At 39.5% G+C, this 19,490-nt stretch carries 17 protein-coding genes and 3 tRNA genes; 10 read left to right on the top strand and 10 right to left on the bottom strand.

Going from position 1 to position 19,490, the window contains the following annotated elements; translation table 11 throughout:
- Positions 1–228 precede the first annotated feature (228 nt).
- Positions 229–2,061: a phosphoenolpyruvate carboxykinase (GTP) gene (locus RFX69_RS11895; protein WP_000214355.1), complete on the top strand. Its 1,833-nt coding sequence runs from the start codon at positions 229–231 to the stop codon at positions 2,059–2,061.
- A 41-nt stretch (positions 2,062–2,102) separates the two neighbouring features.
- On the opposite strand, the gene glpD is transcribed toward RFX69_RS11895, so the two are convergent.
- Together glpD and glpK are read right to left on the bottom strand one after the other, a co-directional pair.
- Positions 2,103–3,620, bottom strand: coding sequence for a glycerol-3-phosphate dehydrogenase (gene glpD, locus RFX69_RS11890; RefSeq protein ID WP_000868051.1), 1,518 nt, complete (start codon positions 3,618–3,620; stop codon positions 2,103–2,105).
- A 154-nt stretch (positions 3,621–3,774) separates the two neighbouring features.
- On the bottom strand, positions 3,775–5,283 hold the full coding sequence (glpK, locus tag RFX69_RS11885) for a glycerol kinase GlpK (RefSeq protein WP_000063780.1): 1,509 nt from the start codon (positions 5,281–5,283) through the stop codon (positions 3,775–3,777).
- 374 nt (positions 5,284–5,657) lie between these two features.
- On the opposite strand from glpK, the gene RFX69_RS11880 reads away from it, so the two are divergent.
- Both RFX69_RS11880 and RFX69_RS11875 read left to right on the top strand, forming a co-directional pair.
- A complete protein-coding gene (locus RFX69_RS11880) occupies positions 5,658–6,989 on the top strand; it encodes an MFS transporter (protein ID WP_001984607.1) in 1,332 nt (443 codons plus the stop codon).
- Positions 6,990–7,105: 116 nt separating this feature from the next.
- Positions 7,106–7,528, top strand: a complete 423-nt coding sequence (locus RFX69_RS11875) for a hypothetical protein (RefSeq protein WP_001043188.1) — start codon at positions 7,106–7,108, stop codon at positions 7,526–7,528.
- A 22-nt stretch (positions 7,529–7,550) separates the two neighbouring features.
- On the opposite strand, the gene RFX69_RS11870 is transcribed toward RFX69_RS11875, so the two are convergent.
- A complete protein-coding gene (locus RFX69_RS11870) occupies positions 7,551–8,219 on the bottom strand; it encodes a methyltransferase (RefSeq protein ID WP_001278008.1) in 669 nt (222 codons plus the stop codon).
- A 240-nt stretch (positions 8,220–8,459) separates the two neighbouring features.
- Complete coding sequence (gene folD, locus RFX69_RS11865; RefSeq protein WP_001229846.1) at positions 8,460–9,308, bottom strand: bifunctional methylenetetrahydrofolate dehydrogenase/methenyltetrahydrofolate cyclohydrolase FolD; 849 nt, start codon at positions 9,306–9,308, stop codon at positions 8,460–8,462.
- A 152-nt stretch (positions 9,309–9,460) separates the two neighbouring features.
- Here folD and RFX69_RS11860 point away from each other — a divergent pair.
- Positions 9,461–9,534 (top strand) — tRNA-Cys (locus RFX69_RS11860).
- 11 nt (positions 9,535–9,545) lie between these two features.
- Positions 9,546–9,631: transfer RNA gene (locus RFX69_RS11855), tRNA-Leu, on the top strand.
- 98 nt (positions 9,632–9,729) lie between these two features.
- On the opposite strand, the gene RFX69_RS11850 is transcribed toward RFX69_RS11855, so the two are convergent.
- Positions 9,730–11,493, bottom strand: coding sequence for an alkaline phosphatase (locus RFX69_RS11850; RefSeq protein ID WP_289332670.1), 1,764 nt, complete (start codon positions 11,491–11,493; stop codon positions 9,730–9,732).
- Between the two features lie 196 nt (positions 11,494–11,689).
- On the opposite strand from RFX69_RS11850, the gene RFX69_RS11845 reads away from it, so the two are divergent.
- Together RFX69_RS11845 and RFX69_RS11840 are read left to right on the top strand one after the other, a co-directional pair.
- Positions 11,690–11,775, top strand: a tRNA-Leu gene (locus RFX69_RS11845).
- A gap of 54 nt (positions 11,776–11,829) precedes the next feature.
- Complete coding sequence (locus RFX69_RS11840; RefSeq protein WP_001112529.1) at positions 11,830–12,195, top strand: hypothetical protein; 366 nt, start codon at positions 11,830–11,832, stop codon at positions 12,193–12,195.
- Here the strand turns inward: RFX69_RS11840 and RFX69_RS11835 are convergent, their stop codons facing one another.
- The 4 genes from RFX69_RS11835 to rlmE all read right to left on the bottom strand — a co-directional run bounded on the left by RFX69_RS11835 (position 12,196) and on the right by rlmE (position 16,309).
- Entirely contained in the window at positions 12,196–12,510 is a 315-nt protein-coding gene (locus RFX69_RS11835) for a DUF5713 family protein (RefSeq protein ID WP_000461267.1), read from the bottom strand.
- Between the two features lie 134 nt (positions 12,511–12,644).
- Positions 12,645–13,496 (bottom strand): dihydropteroate synthase, encoded by an 852-nt coding sequence (folP, locus tag RFX69_RS11830; RefSeq protein WP_289332669.1) that lies wholly within the window; start codon positions 13,494–13,496, stop codon positions 12,645–12,647.
- Between the two features lie 132 nt (positions 13,497–13,628).
- Positions 13,629–15,524 (bottom strand): ATP-dependent zinc metalloprotease FtsH, encoded by a 1,896-nt coding sequence (gene ftsH, locus RFX69_RS11825; RefSeq protein WP_001286662.1) that lies wholly within the window; start codon positions 15,522–15,524, stop codon positions 13,629–13,631.
- A gap of 134 nt (positions 15,525–15,658) precedes the next feature.
- Positions 15,659–16,309, bottom strand: coding sequence for a 23S rRNA (uridine(2552)-2'-O)-methyltransferase RlmE (gene rlmE, locus RFX69_RS11820; protein ID WP_000235573.1), 651 nt, complete (start codon positions 16,307–16,309; stop codon positions 15,659–15,661).
- A gap of 199 nt (positions 16,310–16,508) precedes the next feature.
- On the opposite strand from rlmE, the gene yhbY reads away from it, so the two are divergent.
- Positions 16,509–16,832, top strand: coding sequence for a ribosome assembly RNA-binding protein YhbY (gene yhbY / locus RFX69_RS11815; protein ID WP_000729551.1), 324 nt, complete (start codon positions 16,509–16,511; stop codon positions 16,830–16,832).
- Positions 16,833–16,846: 14 nt separating this feature from the next.
- Positions 16,847–17,383, top strand: a complete 537-nt coding sequence (locus RFX69_RS11810; RefSeq protein WP_002059670.1) for a DOMON-like domain-containing protein — start codon at positions 16,847–16,849, stop codon at positions 17,381–17,383.
- A gap of 59 nt (positions 17,384–17,442) precedes the next feature.
- Here the strand turns inward: RFX69_RS11810 and RFX69_RS11805 are convergent, their stop codons facing one another.
- Positions 17,443–18,030, bottom strand: a complete 588-nt coding sequence (locus RFX69_RS11805; RefSeq protein ID WP_001282876.1) for a hypothetical protein — start codon at positions 18,028–18,030, stop codon at positions 17,443–17,445.
- Between the two features lie 313 nt (positions 18,031–18,343).
- On the opposite strand from RFX69_RS11805, the gene carA reads away from it, so the two are divergent.
- A complete protein-coding gene (gene carA, locus RFX69_RS11800) occupies positions 18,344–19,483 on the top strand; it encodes a glutamine-hydrolyzing carbamoyl-phosphate synthase small subunit (RefSeq protein ID WP_000106446.1) in 1,140 nt (379 codons plus the stop codon).
- Positions 19,484–19,490: the final 7 nt, after the last annotated feature.

The raw sequence follows: 19,490 nt of genomic DNA, 5'->3' as shown, positions 1-19,490 counted from the left end.
TAAATAACATACATATAACATAAAAATATAAAAGCAAAAACCTTATAAAAACATATAAACATATGATTTTCATTAAAAAATAAAGAAAACTCCAAATATCTGCTAGTTAGTCTTTAGTCTTATTTTTTTTATGATTTTATGCTTTAATACAGCCACTTTTTTATTTGATCTTTCATTGTATCCCAATGAATGACTTGTACGTTGTACATATTTTGAATAGGCCTCACCATGACCACAGTGAACGCACCAGAATTCGTTCGTCATCCTAAGCTTATAGCATGGGTTGAAGAAATTGCAAACTTAACCAAACCAGCAAAAATCGAATGGTGTGACGGAAGCGAAGAAGAGTATCAACGTCTAATCGACTTGATGATCGCTAACGGCACCATGCAGAAATTAAACCAAGAAAAACATCCTGGTTCTTATCTTGCAAATTCTGACCCATCTGACGTTGCGCGTGTTGAAGATCGTACTTACATCTGCTCTCAAAATAAAGAAGATGCTGGTGCGACAAACAACTGGGAAGATCCAGCTGTTATGCGTGAAAAATTAAATGGTTTATTTGAAGGTTCAATGAAAGGCCGTACCATGTACGTTGTTCCTTTCTCTATGGGTCCTTTAGGTAGCCATATTGCTCACATTGGTATCGAATTAACTGACTCTCCTTATGTAGCTGTTAGCATGCGCAAAATGGCACGTATGGGTAAAGCAGTTTATGACGTATTAGGTACAGATGGCGAGTTTGTTCCTTGCGTACATACAGTAGGTGCTCCACTTGCTGAAGGTCAAAAAGATGTTGCTTGGCCTTGTAACCCAGAGAAATATATCGTTCATTACCCAGAAACTCGCGAAATCTGGTCTTTCGGTTCTGGTTACGGCGGTAACGCGTTACTTGGTAAAAAATGTTTAGCTCTTCGTATCGCTTCTGTCATGGGACGCGAACAAGGTTGGTTAGCTGAACACATGCTTATTCTTGGTGTAACTAACCCTCAAGGTGAAAAACACTACATCGCTGCTGCATTCCCGTCTGCTTGTGGTAAAACAAACTTTGCAATGTTAATTCCGCCAGCAGGTTATGAAGGTTGGAAGATCGAAACTGTAGGTGACGATATTGCTTGGATTAAACCAGGTGAAGATGGTCGTTTATATGCGATTAACCCTGAAGCTGGTTTCTTCGGTGTAGCACCTGGTACAAATACCAAAACTAACCCGAATTGTATGGCAACTCTTCACAAAGACGTTATCTATACAAACGTAGCAGTAACTGACGATGGTCAAGTATGGTGGGAAGGTCTTTCTAAAGAAGTTCCAGCAAACTTAACTAACTGGAAAGGTCAACCTCACGTAAACGGCGAAAAAGCAGCACATCCAAATGCTCGTTTCACTGTTGCAGCAGGTCAATGTCCATCTATCGATGCTGATTGGGAAAACCCAGCAGGTGTTCCAATTTCTGCATTCATCTTCGGTGGTCGTCGTGCAGATACAGTACCTTTAGTTTCTGAAGCTTTCGACTGGGTTGACGGTGTATATAAAGCGGCAACTATGGGTTCTGAAACTACTGCTGCTGCTGTTGGTCAACAAGGTATTGTTCGCCGTGACCCATTCGCGATGCTTCCATTTGCTGGCTATAACATGGCTGACTACTTTGACCACTGGTTAAACCTTGGTGCGAAAGTAAGTGAAAAAGCTGAAGCTTCTGGCAATAAATTACCAAAAATCTTCAACGTAAACTGGTTCCGTCGTGATGCTGAAGGCAACTTCGTATGGCCTGGTTTCGGTCAAAACATGCGTGTTCTTGAGTGGATCATTGATCGTTGTGAAGGTCGTGCGAACGCTGTTGAAACACCTATCGGTTTTGTTCCAACATATGAAGACTTGAATTGGGAAGGTACTGAGTTCACTAAAGAACAATTTGACCTCATCACAAATCAAGATAAAGACCAGTGGGTTACTGAAATTGAAAGCCACACTGAGTTATTCAATAAACTTGGCGAACGCTTACCTAAAGCATTAAAAGAACGTCAAGCAGCTTTACTTGAAGCTGTAAAAACTGGCTTCTAATTGCTCTATATAAAAAAGGTCGCCATGTGCGACCTTTTTTATTATGCGGCATCGTCTTTTAATCGACGTTCTGATAAATAAGCTTCTAAAACTTTTACCTGTTTTTCATCAAATGCTAAACCTAATTTAGATCTGCGCCAAAGTATATCTTCTGCTGTGTGAGCCCATTCATATTCACACAAATATCTGACTTCACACTCAAACAAATCATGGCCAAAATGTTGACCCAATTGTTCTATAGCATTTCGCTCTTTAAGCATATTCCACACTCTTGTGCCATATGCATGAGCCCAACGGTTAGCAAGTGATTCAGAAATTCCACTTACACGTGTTTTAATCTGGTTGATTAAATCATCTAGTGTGGTCCAGTTTTCGGCGCCAGGTAATGGCTCATCTGCAGTCCACTCCTCTGCCATGTCATTAAAAAACGGAGCCAGATGCTCTAAAGCAGCCTCGGCTAACTTTCGGTAAGTTGTAATCTTGCCCCCAAACACTGAGAGCAATGGTGTAGTTTTATCTTCTGCCTGTAGAGCCAAAGTATAGTCGCGTGTAATTGCAGATGGATTATCCGACTCATCATCACATAAAGCACGCACACCCGAGTACTGACTTACAATATCAGCTCGCGTCAACTGCTTTTTAAAATGTGAATTTGTCACTGTCAAAAGGTAATCAATTTCCACATCAGTAATCTCTACTTTTTGTGGATCACCTGTGTATTCCTGATCTGTTGTACCAATGAGGGTATATTTTTCTAAATAAGGAATTGCAAAAACGATCCGTCGATCTTCATTTTGCATAATAAAGGCCTTATGGCAGTCATATAATTTTGGCACAACAATATGACTTCCTTGTATAAGCCTAATTTGATAAGGTGAACTTAAGTTCAGGTTTTCACTAATAATTTCTTCAACCCAAGGTCCCGCCGCATTCACTAAAGCTCGTGCACGTATCTGATAAAACTCAGCTCCGCTTTGTAACTCCAGATGCCACAACTCCTGTTGTCTATAAGCCTTAACACAACGCGTACGTGTAACGACTTTTGCCCCTTTCTCTTTAGCTTGTAGTGCATTTAACACCACAAGACGCGCATCATCTACAGTACAGTCAGAATATTCAAAACCACGTGTTATCGCTGGTTTTAAAGGGCTATCTTCTTTGAAATAAATGAGATTTGATCCTAATAATTTTTCTCGTTTTCCCAAATGATCATAAAAAAACAGCCCAGCACGAATCAACCATGCAGGGCGTAAATGTGGTCGATGAGGCATAATAAAGCGCATGGGTTTAATAATATGTGGTGCTTTAGCTAGCAATACTTCACGCTCTGCTAATGCTTCTCTGACCAGCCTGAATTCTTTATGTTCTAAATAACGTAGGCCGCCATGAATTAATTTGCTGCTAGCAGATGAGGTATGGCTGGCTAAATCATCTTTTTCACATAAAAATACCGATAATCCGCGCCCTGCTGCATCATTGGCAATACCAACACCATTAATACCGCCACCAATTACAGCAATATCATATATTTTTGAATAATCATTAGGTTGTACTTTCATTTCTCATGTTCTTTTTATTGTTGATCTTATAAAAATTAAAACATCAAATTGATGAAACAACAATCAAAAAAGTAGAATAATCAATTTTGCATCCTCTAGCATTTAACTATCCATTGACTACCCTACTATTGAATTCAACTAGTTAAGAAAAAGCTCAATCCTCTGCCCAATTTTGGCTACGCTTAACTGCTTTTAGCCAACCTTTATAAATGAGTTCAGCTTGTTCAGAAGGCATTTTCGGTTCAAATACCTTTTCTATGGCAGATTTATTTCTTAACTCATGAAGATCTTGCCAAAAACCAGTGGCCAACCCTGCCAGGAAAGCTGCACCCAATGCTGTAGTTTCTTTCATTATTGGACGCTCTACCGGTGTCGTTAAAATATCGGCCTGAAATTGCATCAAGAAATTATTTTCCGTTACTCCTCCATCAACACGGAGTGTACGAAGCTCTTCTTCTGCATCTTGTTGCATGGCGTCTAAAACATCTCGAGTTTGAAAGGCTATAGACTCTAGAGTTGCACGAATAATATGTTCAATACTAGCCCCACGCGTCAGACCAAAAATTGCGCCGCGAGCTGTCGGGTCCCAATACGGTGCTCCTAACCCGGTAAAAGCAGGTACTACATATACACCATTATTATCCTTTACACGTGTTGCATAAAGCTCGGAATCCTTAGCATTCTTAATAACCTTTAGTTCATCACGTAACCACTGTACGCAAGAACCACCGTTAAATACGGCACCCTCTAAGGCATAGTTCACCTCACCACTCGCACCACAGGCAATAGTTGTGAGTAATCCATGCTCTGAACGGACAATCTTTTTACCCGTATTCATGAGTAGAAAACAGCCAGTACCGTAGGTATTTTTAGCCTGTCCCGACTCAACACACATTTGACCAAAAAGCGCAGCCTGCTGATCACCCGCGATTCCGGCAATTGGGATTCCTACTTCTTGTCCACTAATGGTATGTGTATATCCATAAACCTCAGATGAACTACGAACCTCCGGCAACATTGCTCTAGGAATGTCTAAAGCTTGTAAAAGCTTTTCATCCCACTCAAGCTTTTCGATATCAAACAGCATGGTTCGAGATGCATTGGTAAAATCAGTGACATGGACGGCCCCATTAGTTAGTTTCCAAATGAGCCAAGTGTCCACCGTACCGAATAATAACTCTCCCCGCTCAGCACGCTCACGGCTGCCTTCAACATGATCCAAAATCCATTTAATTTTTGTGGCCGAGAAATATGGATCAATGACTAAACCGGTGGTCTTACGGATATATTCTTGCCAACCTGCTTTATACAATTGATTGCATATTTCCGTTGTTTGTCGGCTTTGCCAAACAATCGCATTGTAAATAGGCCTTCCTGTTTTTTTGTCCCAGACAATAGTGGTTTCCCGTTGGTTTGTAATTCCAATTGCCGCAACTTGTTCACTCTTTATGCCAGCTTGAGCCAATGCTTCGACCCATACAGCACTTTGAGTTGCCCAAATTTCCATAGGATCATGCTCAACCCAACCTGGCTGAGGGTAAATCTGGGTAAATTCTCTTTGAGCAATACTGACAACGTTCGCATCATGATCTAAAACAATTGCTCTTGAGCTTGTTGTTCCCTGATCAAAAGCGACAATATATTTTTTCGGGCAATTTGACATCTGAATGTCCCTTTCATTTTCCACACACATCTAGCCCACAATGCAAAAACATCATGCCTAACTGTATTTATTTAAAATTTTCTTTGGAATATATCATTATTTTTAAGTGGCATAGGGTTTCTTCGTCCAAACATTACCCATTCTTTATCAATTTTTTACTGCATGGAAAAAAGTAATAAGAAAAATATTGAAATTAGAAGATAAAAATATGCTGATCGCCTAATTTGAAATCACATAAATATTCAACTTATTCCTTTGCTTAAATAATAAACATTGTTTTACAGACATAAAAAAAATAAAGTGAAATACTCCTGTAGATAATATGTAAAAACGGAATAAATCTTCTCTTTTTTAGCATTCAACCCAAGCGAAACATGGAGCGAATCATGGTTGATCAACCTTCTACCGCAACAACTCCACATTCTAATTTAGATACAAAAACCCGTCTAAAATCAATTTTGGGCGGTTCTGCCGGTAACCTTGTCGAATGGTACGACTGGTATGTATATGCCGCATTTACGCTCTATTTTGCTCATGCATTTTTCCCAAAAGGAAGTCAAACCGCTCAACTTCTTCAAGCTGCAGCTATTTTTGCAGTTGGTTTCCTTATGCGTCCCATTGGCGCATGGATTATGGGGATCTATTCTGACCGTAAAGGACGTAAAGCGGGCCTTACGCTTTCCGTTACTTTAATGTGTATCGGTTCGCTACTGATTGCTGTTACACCTTCCTACGAAAGTATTGGCGTATTTGCTCCATTGCTTTTGGTTATTGCACGTTTAATTCAAGGCTTAAGTGTAGGCGGTGAATATGGCGCAAGTGCAACGTACTTAAGTGAAATGGCAGAAAAAGATCGTCGTGGTTTTTTCTCAAGCTTCCAATATGTCACTTTAATTGCAGGACAGCTTACAGCTTTATGCGTACTACTCATCTTGCAAATGATACTCACCGAAGAACAACTGCATGACTGGGGATGGCGTGTTCCGTTTTTCATCGGAGCCCTTTTAGCTATTGTGGTGTTCCGTATTCGTCGTGGCTTATTGGAAACTCAATCCTTTAAAAACGCTCAAGCAGAAACAGATCAGCCGAAATCAGGAATGTTTGCTTTATTTAAACATTATCCTAAAGAAGCCTTCACTGTATTATTCCTAACTGCTGGTGGTACTTTAGCTTTTTATACTTACACCACCTATTTACAGAAATATTTAGTGAATACTTCTGGTTTTACCAAGCCTGAGGCTACTCAAATTACCACTTTAGCCTTATTCATCTTTATGTGCTTACAGCCATTGGCAGGTGCCTTATCAGATCGAATTGGCCGTAAACCGCTTATGATCGCCTTCGGGGTCACAGGTGTTTTATTCACTTATATTTTGTTTGATACACTTGCAAACACGCATAACTACTGGACTGCTTTCTGGCTATGTTTAGGTGGACTGGTTATGGTAACCGGCTACACATCAATTAATGCTGTAGTGAAAGCTGAACTTTTCCCTGCACATATTCGAGCTTTAGGTGTCGCATTACCTTATGCAATTGCGAATACTTTATTTGGTGGTACAGCCGAGTTTTTTGCATTAAGTTTTAAAGAAGCCGGGCACGAATCTTGGTTCTTTATTTACGTCAGTATCATGATTTTCATTTCATTGCTGATTTATATCTTCATGAAAGACACCAAGCATCATTCAAAAATTAAAGAACATTAAAATCCTTCAATTAGAGCTAATATCATAAGTGAATGTTAGCTCTAACTTAGTGAATAAGCTCCAACAACGTTTCTATTTTATGAGATACTTCATATAAGAAAATAAGGACGATACTGATGAATAAAAGTATTCTATGTTTGGCATTAAGTAGTATGTTCATTTTAACTGCATGTCAGACTACGCCTCGACAATATAATGGTTCAACTGGCTACCAGATTGAAAATCAAACAAAAACTTCAGCGACTTTAGCTTACACTTTAGCTGGTCGTAGTAACCAGCAACTTGATGAGCGTAAATTGCAACGCGCTTGTCAAAATGTGTTAGGTGCTCAGAAAGTTTATAAATTATCAATTTTAAGCATCAATGAAATTCCTAATCCAGCTAAAGATGAGCATTACGGAATTCAACTAGGTGAAACCCGCGCTTCTTTTGGCTTATCAAATACACCTAGCTTAAATAATGGTGAAGATTATGCGACACGCCAAGCACTTGAAGCACGTCCAAGTACATTAAAAGTCGTTCGTTATACTTGTTCATAACATAAAAAAAGACGCTGTTCTCTTACAGCGTCTTATAAAAACTTACATTTCTAAATTCTTTTGCTTCATCCAGATCTGGCCAAGTTGTTGCACTTCTTTCTTCAATTTTTTCATATTTTGGATGACTAAAATTTTTAACACGGCTATCTGCTACCCATACTTCTGGTGCAAATTTTAAAAATTCATCTAAGAAAAAGCGATTACATTGGTCATATAACACATCGGCAGCAAGTAAAACATCGACTTGCTCAGCCTTATATAAATCATCCAAATATTCGAGTTCTACATCATTAAGTAAAGCATTTTCACGACAAGCATTTAAACTGACCTGATCAATATCACAGCAGATTACGCGTTTTGCTCCTGCCATTTTTGCAGCAATTGCCACTACACCAGAACCTGCTCCGAAATCTAACACCACTTTATCTTTAACATGGTGCGGCTCTGCAAGTATCCACTGAGCCATCGCCAAGCCTGATGCCCAACAGAAAATCCAATACGGCGTGTCATTCCAGATACGGCGAATAACTTCGTCATCCAATCGATCAGTTGGAAAAACAGGTGGAATCAACCATAAAGAAATTGGAGTTTCTGGCAGCTGTTGTGCCATTAATTCACAATGAGGAATGACTTCATGTAAGGCTTGAAGTAAATGTTCAGGGGCTTTGGACAGTTGAAAGGTGCAGCTCATAAATAAGCTCAACAATTTATAATTACTATTTGATCATCTGCATAACGAGCAAGACTAAAACAGTAGCTTAAAGCATGTTAGTGGCTAGTTACTAAAAATACGTTAGTTCAATTCCACTGCTTTAATTAGTGCAACCGTTTTGGTCTTGCGTAGCATTCGCTACTCATCCCGAAAGAAAAGTAACATACGAGCTCCTAACATTTTCGTTAAACGGTAGGATGCTGCCGTGAATAAACTAAATTAACCTAAAGCTTTTTCAGCAGCTTCTACAGTTTGACGAATCAAAGTTGTAATGGTCATTGGACCAACACCACCTGGTACTGGTGTATAAGCAGAAGCAATTTCTTCAATACCTTGTAATTGAATATCGCCTACACCGCCGCCATCACGTGGATGGAAACCAGCGTCTACAACAACTGCACCTTGTTTAATCCAGTCTTTTTGAATAAGTTCAGCTTTACCTACAGCACCAACAATAATGTCAGCTTGTTTCACAAGCTCAGGTAAGTTTTGTGTACGTGAATGACAAATCGTTACTGTCGCATTTGCTTGCAACAACATCATTGCCATTGGTTTACCTAAAATTGCTGAACGACCAACTACAACCGCGTGTTTGCCAGCAATTTCGATATTGTTTTCTTTAAGAATCGTCATAATGCCAGCAGGAGTCGCTGAACCATATGCAGCTTCACCCATTGCCATACGGCCAAAACCAAGGCAAGTTACGCCATCTACATCTTTTGCTAAAGAGATTGCATCAAAACATGCGCGCTCATCAATTTGTGCAGGAACTGGATGCTGTAAAAGAATACCGTGAACATCTGGATTGGCATTAAGCTTTTCAATTTCAGCTAATAATTGTTCTGTTGTGGTTTCTTGTGGTAATTCGATTTTTAATGAATCCATACCTACTCGGCGGCAGGCATTCCCTTTCATACGTACATAAGTTGCAGAAGCACCATCATCCCCAACCAAAATAGTCGCTAAAATTGGGGTACGACCTGTTTTCGCTTTTAAAGCTTCAACACGTACCAACAAATTTTCTTCAATTTGCTTTGCTAATGCACGACCGTCTAAAACCAATGCCACAGCACATCTCCAAGGTAGACATGAATTTAATGTGCCAATAATACATGATAATTTCGACAATTTTATTCTAGATGTTGTTTTTATGTGCATCTTCGCTCAAAACAGTATTGTTTTTTTTGTAAAGGTTGCTAATATGTGCATCACCAAATGCAGGCGGGGTGGCAGAGTGGTCATGCAGCGGACTGCAACTCCGTGGACGCCGGTTCGATTCCGACCTCCGCCTCCAAATTTGGTAAAGCCCGGGTGGTGAAATAGGTAGACACAGGGGATTTAAAATCCCCCGCCCTCAAAGCGTGCCGGTTCGAGTCCGGCCCCGGGCACCATCTTCAAGTACTGAATATGGTGTCATAAAGAATCCAGCGTAAGCTGGTTTTTTTATGCCTAAAAAAAGGGCTACTATGTAACCCTCTATTTTTTAATTTTAAGCCGTCTTTTGACCTTGTTTTAACGGCATCAAGTTCAGATCCAATACAATATCTTTTTGTCTACTTGAATCGATTTGATATTCAGCATTTTTAATTGAATCTACAAATCTCCACTCAGAATGAACTTGCGCCTGATCTAGAGTAACCAACAAGTATCCTCGTTGATTTAAATTACAATAAACCAATTCATCAATTAATGTAGTAAATGCAAATTCAAACTGTTGAAGCTGAGCCAGTGGAATACTTAAATATTTTTCTAAACCTGGAGACGATACAGAACTCGTCGCTAATTCAACTCCAACATATTTCCCTTTCTGGCTATATAAATAAGATGCCCATGCATTATGTGTATCCCCGGCTAACACAATGATCTTTTTATTAAACTCGGCCAATTTATCGTACACAAACTCTCGCTCAGCATAGTAACCATCCCAAGCATCGAGATTATATGGCGCAACCGTCATAATTCTTGCTTTTTCTTGGGCTGTTAATGTCGGATCATTTTGTTGTAAACGAAGTTTTAAAGCGACCAACTCGGTAATTTGTGCATTCATCTTAGCAAGCGCATCAGGCGAAGTTCCTCCTGAAGTAATTTGCCCTAAAGACGCCAACAACTCAGCTGGAATCCACATTTTACTCATTAAAACTTGCTGCCCTACTACATTCCATGTTGCTGTAGATTGCTTTAATTTATCAACCAACCAATCTCTTTGTGTATACCCCATCAAAGTACGCACCGGATTAGTTAAATCTGCCTGAAACTTTGCAATATCCAAGCCTGTAGCCGTCATGTAGTCTGTATATGCAAACTGCTTATCACGCGCAATAATACGCGTATCTAGCATGGTTAACTGAACAAGAGAGCCAAAATTAAACTGGCGATAAATATTTAAATGATCTGTACTAGAAACTGGACGAATTGGCATCCATTCAAAATAAGCCTGTAGAGCAGCTAATTTACGGTCCGAAAAAGCCCCTTCATTACTTTGATGATTTTCCGCCCCCTCACGCCAAGCATCATTTGCCAACTCATGGTCATCCCAAATCACAATAAAAGGATGGCGCTGATGAGCTGCTTGCAAATCTTTATCTTGACGATAAAGCGCATAACGTTTGCGGTAATCATCTAATTTAATAATTTCTTTATTATTATCGGCAGGTAAATTACGGCCTAGCTTGGTTGCATCTTCTGTCGCATAGCCATCTGCCCCATATTCATAAATATAGTCACCCAAGTGAATAATGACATCAACATTCTGTTTTGCCATTTCACGATAAACATAAAAGTAACCCGCAGGATAGTTAGAACAAGAACATACTGCAAAGCTCACTTTATTGGTGGATGTTGGTAATGTTTTCGTCTGCCCCACTGATGAGACCTTATTACCAAATTTAAAACGGTAGTAGTACACCGTATCTGCTTGTAACCCAGCTGCATCAATTTTCACTGTAAAGTCATCAGTCTTGCTTGTTTCAACCATTCCCGTCTTTAAATTTTGTTTAAACTGATTATCGGTTGAAATTTCCCATACAACCTTTAAGCGCCCCCCAGAGTCTGTCGGTGTTACTCGTGTCCACAAAATAACTTTATCTTGTAGTGGGTCCCCGCTTGCGACACCATGAAGAAAATCTGCTTGTATTTCTGGGCTTTCATCATCTGAGCCATCATTACAACCTGTAAAAGCAACAGGTATAGATAAAGCCCCAAAACCGAGTAGACTTTTTTGAATTAATTCTCGGCGTGAAATTTTCTCTGACATAAAATTACCTAAGTTTTAAGCAATGAGTGTCTTAAACTTAAGTAGAGAAGATGAACAACTGATCTCAGTTTGATGAACAAATCATGACATAAATTGGTTAATTTATATAAATACTGATAAGAACTGATTGAAAATAAAGCAAACTCTCTGTTTTTCTCTTGCCAATCGCGCACTTGTCCTCTATTATTGCGCACATGCCCGGGTGGTGAAATAGGTAGACACAGGGGATTTAAAATCCCCCGCCCTCAAAGCGTGCCGGTTCGAGTCCGGCCCCGGGCACCATTTTCAACTATTGAATTTGGTGCCATAAAGAATCCAGCGTAAGCTGGTTTTTTTATGCCTGATGAAAATAATGCTATGATCAGAATATTAATATTTATATCCGCTCTACTCTTTTTTATACGCTTTGCAAATGCCGAAGATATATTTAACGGTACAATCTTGTTCAAAAATAATGATTGGCACTTTGTACGCTGCTCTATTACTCAAGATGACTATCTAATTGAAGCCCCTCAAGAGATATTTACTCAATTTAAAGAGCTACAGCAGCAACAAAAAAACTATTGGGTCAGCGTATTGGCAGAAGTAAATGAACAGCAGAATGGAAATTTAATTTTAAAAATTGAGAAAATAGACGAAGTTCATTTAGACGAGACATGTCATTTATTAGAAGCTCTCAAAAATTTTGAAAATCGAGAGTAATCACCACTCTCGATTCATCACCAACTCTTCCATTTCCAGATCTAAATATCCTGCATCTTGTACCACCATCATCATTGCCTCAGCAATATAATCAGCAGCACTATCATCAAGCGATGAATCTAGATCTTCGAACTGTGGCTTCATTTCATTAATTTCATTTACAGTTTGATGAGCATATCGATAGATATCTTGCTCAGCTAAAGCAGGTTTTTGAACTTTTTTAGCAAATTGTTCAATAAGCTGCTTGAGTTCAGCGACCAAAATATCTGGATAATATTCATCATCAAACATTGGGAGAAGTAAGTCTTCAAACATACAAAAGTTTACACAACAGCAAAAACTTGCCGCTTATAACATATTTTCGTAAAAATCACGAGATATTTACCCGACTCACTCATCTACTCTATTTTAATGAGCACTGAGTGAGTCCAATTTTATAACGTCATTATTTAGGCTTGCTGCATCGCTTTCCAAACTAAAATTGCTTCATGCATTTCCTTTACATCATGCGCTCTTACAATGGATGCTCCCTGCTGAATACTAAGCAAATGCCCAGTTACACTTCCCACAGCACGTTGATCTGCAGGAGCGCCTTGTAAAGCTTCACCTATGAAACGTTTACGAGAAAGGCCAGATAAAATTGGATAACCAAGTTCATTAAGTTTCCAAAATTCTTTTAATAGTTTTAAATTTTGCTGGGCATTTTTCGCAAAGCCAAATCCAGGATCAACAATAATATTGTGCTTTTTTACCCCAGCAGCCAAAGCCTCATCAATACGCTGTTGCAACTCTTGCATCACATCGAGTGTTACATTAGTGTACTGATCCAACTGATTCATTGTCGTTGGTTCACCGCGCATATGCATAATTACTACAGGTATATCTAATTCTACGGCAGTTTTTAAAGCATTGGGACGTGTTAAGGCACGGACATCATTCCAGATATGTGCTCCTGCTGCTTTTGCTGCGCGAATAACTTCTGGCTGACTTGTGTCGATCGACAAAATAACGTTATGGTGAGATAAAGCCTCGACCACAGGTACTACACGACGCACTTCTTCTTCTACTACAACTTCTGAAGCACCAGGTCGGGTAGATTCCCCCCCAATATCAATAATAGTCGCGCCTTGCTCAATCATACTAAGTGCATGATCAACCGCTTGGTCTAATTGGTTATGTTTACCACCATCACTGAAAGAATCAGGAGTGACATTTAAGATACCCATAACATGGGGCTGAGATAAATCTAATTGAAGCTGTCCACACTGTAAAATCTGCTTTGGTAAAGATATTAACTGCATAAAAAGCTCCGGTTCAAAATCAGCGGCTATTTTAGCAAGTAAGCTTTACATGCTGTCGATTTCTTTTCAGCTTTATCCAAAGTTAAGACAAATAAAAAAAGCCACATGACTGTGGCTTCTTTATTACTTAACTTAATTCATCGCTGGTAATGGCGGTGGAGTAGATGGACCATCTTTTGGTGGCTCAAACGCAGATACCGGATTTTCAGCAATATAAACTTTCGGCGGTTGAGGTTCGCGGCCTTCCATGATGTCACGGATTTGGTCACGATCAATAGTTTCCCATTCCATCAACGCTTTAACCATTGCATGGGCGATATCTTTATTATTTTCCAAGATATCACGAGCAACTTTATATTGTTCATCTAAAATACGGCGTACTTCCTGATCAACTTGTTGTTGAGTCGCTTCAGAAATTGTACGGCTACCTACGTTACCGAAGAATCCATTTTGATTTTCATCTTCGTAAACCATCACACCCATTTTGTCAGACATACCGTACTTCGTTACCATCGCACGAGCCATTTTTGTAGCACGTTCGAAGTCATTTGAAGCACCAGTCGATTGTTGCTGAATGAAGACTTCTTCAGCAATACGTCCACCAAACAAAATTGCAATTTCATTTAGCATTTTGTCTTTATAGTGGCTAATCTGATCTTGTTCAGGTAACTGCCAAGTTACACCTAAAGCCCAACCACGCGGCATAATTGTTACCTTATGCACAGGGTCAGTGCCCGGTAAAATCTCAGCAACAATTGCATGTCCAGCTTCATGGTAAGCAGTTGCACGACGCTCTTCTTCACGTAGAACCATTGATTTACGTTCAGGACCCATATAGATCTTGTCTTTTGCATCTTCAAAGTCATGCATATCGACAGTGTTCTTATTACGGCGAGCAGCAAACAAAGCAGCTTCATTTACAAGGTTTGCCAACTGAGCACCAGAGAAACCAGGCGTACCACGAGATAAAACTTTAACATCTACACCAGTAACTGAAGGCAATTTTTTCAAATGTACATTTAGAATTTGTTCACGACCACGGATGTCAGGTAAACCAACCATAACTTGACGGTCGAAACGGCCTGGACGTAACAATGCTTTATCTAATACGTCAACACGGTTAGTCGCAGCAATAACAATTACGCCTTCATTACCTTCAAAACCGTCCATCTCTACGAGCATTTGGTTTAAGGTTTGCTCACGTTCATCATGACCACCACCTGTACCTGAACCACGGTGACGACCTACTGCGTCAATCTCATCAATAAAGATAATACATGGCGCATGACGTTTTGCTTGTTCAAACATATCACGGACACGGGACGCACCCACACCCACAAACATCTCAACAAAGTCAGAACCAGAAATGCTAAAGAATGGAACTTTTGCTTCACCAGCAATTGCTTTGGCTAATAACGTTTTACCAGTACCTGGAGGACCAACCATAAGCACGCCACGTGGAATAGTAGCGCCCAAGCGTTTGAATTTTGCAGGATCTTTTAAGAAATCTACAATTTCCACAACTTCTTGTTTCGCTTCATCACAACCGGCAACGTCAGCAAAAGTCACTTTGATTTGGTCTTCAGAAAGCATTTTTGCCTTCGACTTACCAAAACTCATCGGACCATTTTTGCCGCCTGCACCACCACCCATGTTACGCATAAAGAACATGAATAACAAAATGATTAACAGTACAGGGAAACTAGCAATGAGAAGTTGCATCAAAATGCCTTGACGTTGTGGGGCTGTGCCCTCTACAACAACATTTTGCTTGTTTAAGCTTGGCATAAGTTCAGTGTCTTCAACTTGCGGACGAACAGTTTCAAACTGAGATCCGTTAGTTTTTTCACCACTAATATTTAAACCGTCAATCGTGACTTGCTTAATTTGGCCAGCATTCACCGCTGCAACAAAATCTGAATATTTCATTGCAGTTGGCTTATTGCGGTCACTGATATTACTGAAAATTAAAATCAGAACACCAAGTATTATTAGCCACAATACGGCATTCTTGAAGTAATCGCTCAAAGCTTTATTCCCATATCAATCTAATTTGATCATGCCCAAACTTGGCCGATCGTCTTAAAAACAGCAATTGTCTTGCTTGCGGATAACCTAAAAGATACAAAATGCACAATTTTTAGGAGCTTGGCAAGTAAACTTTATTGCAATGCTTTCTTACGCCCTTGTCCAACCAAAAAAACTTCTTTAGATCGTGCCCGAGAAGCTGCTGGTTTTGCTGTTTTTAACACATCAAAACTATCAACGACTTGTTTACGAAACTCATCAAATCCTGCGCCTTGGAACACTTTAACAACAAACTGTCCATTTGGACCCAAGACTTTCTGAGCAAAGTCTAAAGCAAGTTCACACAAGTAAATCTGTCGAGGTTGATCAACAGCCCTATTACCTGATGTATTGGGGGCCATATCAGAAATTACAATGTCTACTTGTCTTCCGTTTAAAATATTTAACAATTTTTCAAATACAGCTTCTTCTCTGAAGTCGCCTTGTAAGAAAGTGACATCTGGCAAAGCATCCATAGGTAAAATATCGGAAGCAATAACCAATCCTTTACTACCAACGAGTTTCCCAGCGATTTGTGACCAACTCCCAGGAGCTGCTCCCAAGTCCACCACTGTCATGCCTGGCTTGATCAACTTATATTTTTCTTGAATTTCAAGAAGTTTATACGCTGCTCGTGCACGATATCCTTCCTTTTGTGCTTTTTTTACAAAAGGGTCGTCTAGATGTTCTCTCATCCACGCACGACTACTTTTAGACAATTTTTGGTTGGTGATGCGTGTTGCCATAACTCACTAAATATCAAAAAAACTTCTGATTGCTCATTGTACGTGAAAATTACTCTCATTACAGTACGGATGTAACGTAATCTCAATAACTTTTACAGTTTTTTTCCAATAATGTTGATCGATTATTTATACAGTTTTTCGTACATTTGATTTTAAGTTTTTTGCTATACTAAGTCGTTTTTAAAATCAGGTATTTTTAATGGCCGCTTTATCTATTCATGAACGTAAACGTTTACGTCAAATTGGTCATGTGCTTAATCCGGTTGTCATGATTGGTGGACAAGGCTTAACAGACGCTGTTATTGAAGAAACGCTTCGTGCTTTAAACGATCATGAACTTATCAAGGTAAAAATTGCTGGTGAAGACCGTGAAGCTCGTGCCGCAGTAATTGATGCGATTGTAGAAGCAACTGGTGCTGAAGCTGTACAGAAAATTGGTAAAATTGTTTTACTCTATAAAAAAGCAGCTAAGCAAAATCAACATTTATCTAACCTTGTTCGTCACGCACACTTAGCAAACTAACTTATTGACTACTTATGGCAAGTTACGAACTTTCAGCTTTTGATCGTTTTCATGCTGTTTCTGTTGTTGGCGCAATTGAACAGCAAGCCCCATATACATTAAATGTGGGTTTTTGGATTCGTGATCCAAACCAACTGATTATCTGGCCCCAAGAAGTCGCAGCTCATCCTCGCCAGGACTTTTTGTGGGAAGAGACTTGTTTTGAAATTTTCATTGGCGTGCATGATGAAGATTTCTACCGGGAAATTAATCTTTCCCCTTCTCAAGCATGGCAGACTTACCAGTTTGAAGAATATCGCTATCCGGAAAGCATGCCTCCCCTCGTTGCTTACGATATCGAATTGAATCATCTCAAACGTACCCACTATGGGTTAAATGTAAGTCTTGACTTAAGCCAGTTTATGCAACAGCACCGCTTAAAATGGTCAAACCTTTATCTAGGTTTGACTGCTGTTTTAAAAACAAAAGATGGTATGCAGTACTATGCAATGCAGCATAGTGGAAAACATGCTGATTTTCACAATAAACGTGATTGGCTGCATGAGTTTTAAAAAACAAAAAAGCGAGAAATTAATTCTCGCTTTTTTTATTAACTTTTAATGCTAAATCTTTAGTGATCTCTTGCTTTGTTCCAAGCTTCAACCGCATTATTTTTAGTGCGTTTTAAGCTTTCAGTTAAAGAGTCTTTGTGTTTTAAAGAAATTTGGCTAATGTCACCTTTAAGTTCCTTAGTCACTTTGGTTAGATCTTCAATTAATGCATTGATTTCAGCTTTTAAAGTATTTTTTAATTCATTCAATCCTTCTTGTGAAGTATTGAACTGAGCTTTAATCACATCAAGACGCTGTAAAATATCTTGTTTAATCTGAGCAAATTGATTGTGAATGTTCTGATTCAATTCTTGAGTTTCAGCTTCAATCTTTTCTTCGGTCTCATTAATTACAGCTTTTACTTGCTCTTGTGTTTCTGCAATAGCTTCTTTAACTTGCGAAGTCGCTTCGTGAGCCACTTCTTTGACCTGTTCTGTTTTTTCAGCTACAACTTCTTTTACCTGTGTAGCTTTAGTGCTAACCGCTTTTTTAGCCCGAGTCGTCGTTTTGGCTACGGCCTCTTTGGCTTCCGCTACTTCTGTCTTTACAGTCTCTGCTACTGCTGAAGTATTCTCAGCTATGTCTTTTGAAACTTGGTTATCGCTCATGCTATTTCCTCGTATTGTTTATTTTTTAGCTAACATTACAATAAGAGGAATTAGACAATTTCAGCAGCCAGATTGTCAGACAATTTGCTAAAAGTATCAATTTCAGACAAGTGGATGAATTTTTTTGCTAAAAGCAAGCAATGAATTAAATTTTTTAATAGAAAATAAATAGACTTTTTAAGGTTCCATGCGTATAATGCGCTGTTAAGTTACAAGCGAGCAGACCAGTGAGGAGGGGCATGTTTTTTTAGAACATCGCCTATCTTTTTTAGGTCTACTCGCTTTTTTACAGCCGAAATTCAGGAGCTTTGGTTTGAGCACCCCCGCCATTTTAGCCCTCGCAGATGGAACGATCTTTAAAGGAACGTCAATCGGCGCAACGGGAAGTACGACTGGAGAAGTCGTTTTTAACACAGCCATGACAGGCTATCAAGAAATTTTGACTGACCCAAGTTATGCACAACAAATTGTGACATTAACTTACCCTCATATTGGTAACACTGGTTGCAACGAAGAAGACGTTGAATCTGGTCGTATCCATAAAGTATGGGCGAATGGTTTAATTATTCGTGACCTTCCACTATTACACAGCAACTTCCGTTCTGAGCAATCATTAAGTGAATATTTGCAAGCGCACAATGTTGTCGCAATTGCTGATATTGACACACGTAAACTTACTCGTATTTTACGTGATAAAGGTGCACAAAATGGTTGCATCCTTGCCGGCGAAAATATTACTGAAGAAGAAGCAATTGCTAAAGCTCGCGCTTTTGGTGGTTTAAATGGTTTAGACCTCGCAAAAGAGTGCTGTGATCCGACAGGCTTTGAATGGTCTGAAGGTTCATGGGTATTAGGTAAAGGCTTTACTCAACCTGAGTTAAAATACCATGTGGTTGCATACGATTATGGTGTCAAAACCAACATCTTGCGTATGCTTGCAGACCGCGGTTGTAAACTCACTGTTGTACCTGCTGAAACTCCGGCTGAAAAAGTATTAGCACTTAATCCGGATGGCGTATTCCTTTCAAACGGCCCTGGCGACCCAGCTGCTTGTGATTACGCTATCGAAGCTGTAAAAACTATTGTTGAAACCACAACATTACCTGTATTTGGTATCTGTTTAGGACACCAAATCTTGGCACTCGCTTCTGGTGCAAAAACTGTAAAAATGAATCATGGTCACCACGGTGCGAACCACCCTGTACAAAATCTTGAAGATGGTACAGTGATGATTACATCTCAAAACCATGGTTTTGCTGTAGATGCAGAAACATTACCGGCTAACTTAAAAGCAACGCATAAATCATTGTTCGATGGCACTCTACAAGGGATTCATCGTACAGACAAACCAGCTTTCAGCTTCCAAGGTCACCCTGAAGCAAGCCCAGGTCCACATGATTGTGCACCTTTGTTCGATCATTTCATCGAACTTATTGAAGCATCTAAACAGTAATTAAGGA

It is taken from the genome of Acinetobacter sp. 148 (assembly GCF_031196675.1).
GTDB lineage: Bacteria > Pseudomonadota > Gammaproteobacteria > Pseudomonadales > Moraxellaceae > Acinetobacter > Acinetobacter baumannii.
Note: the sequence above shows the minus strand (reverse complement) of the source record. Positions and strands in the feature narration are given on the sequence as shown.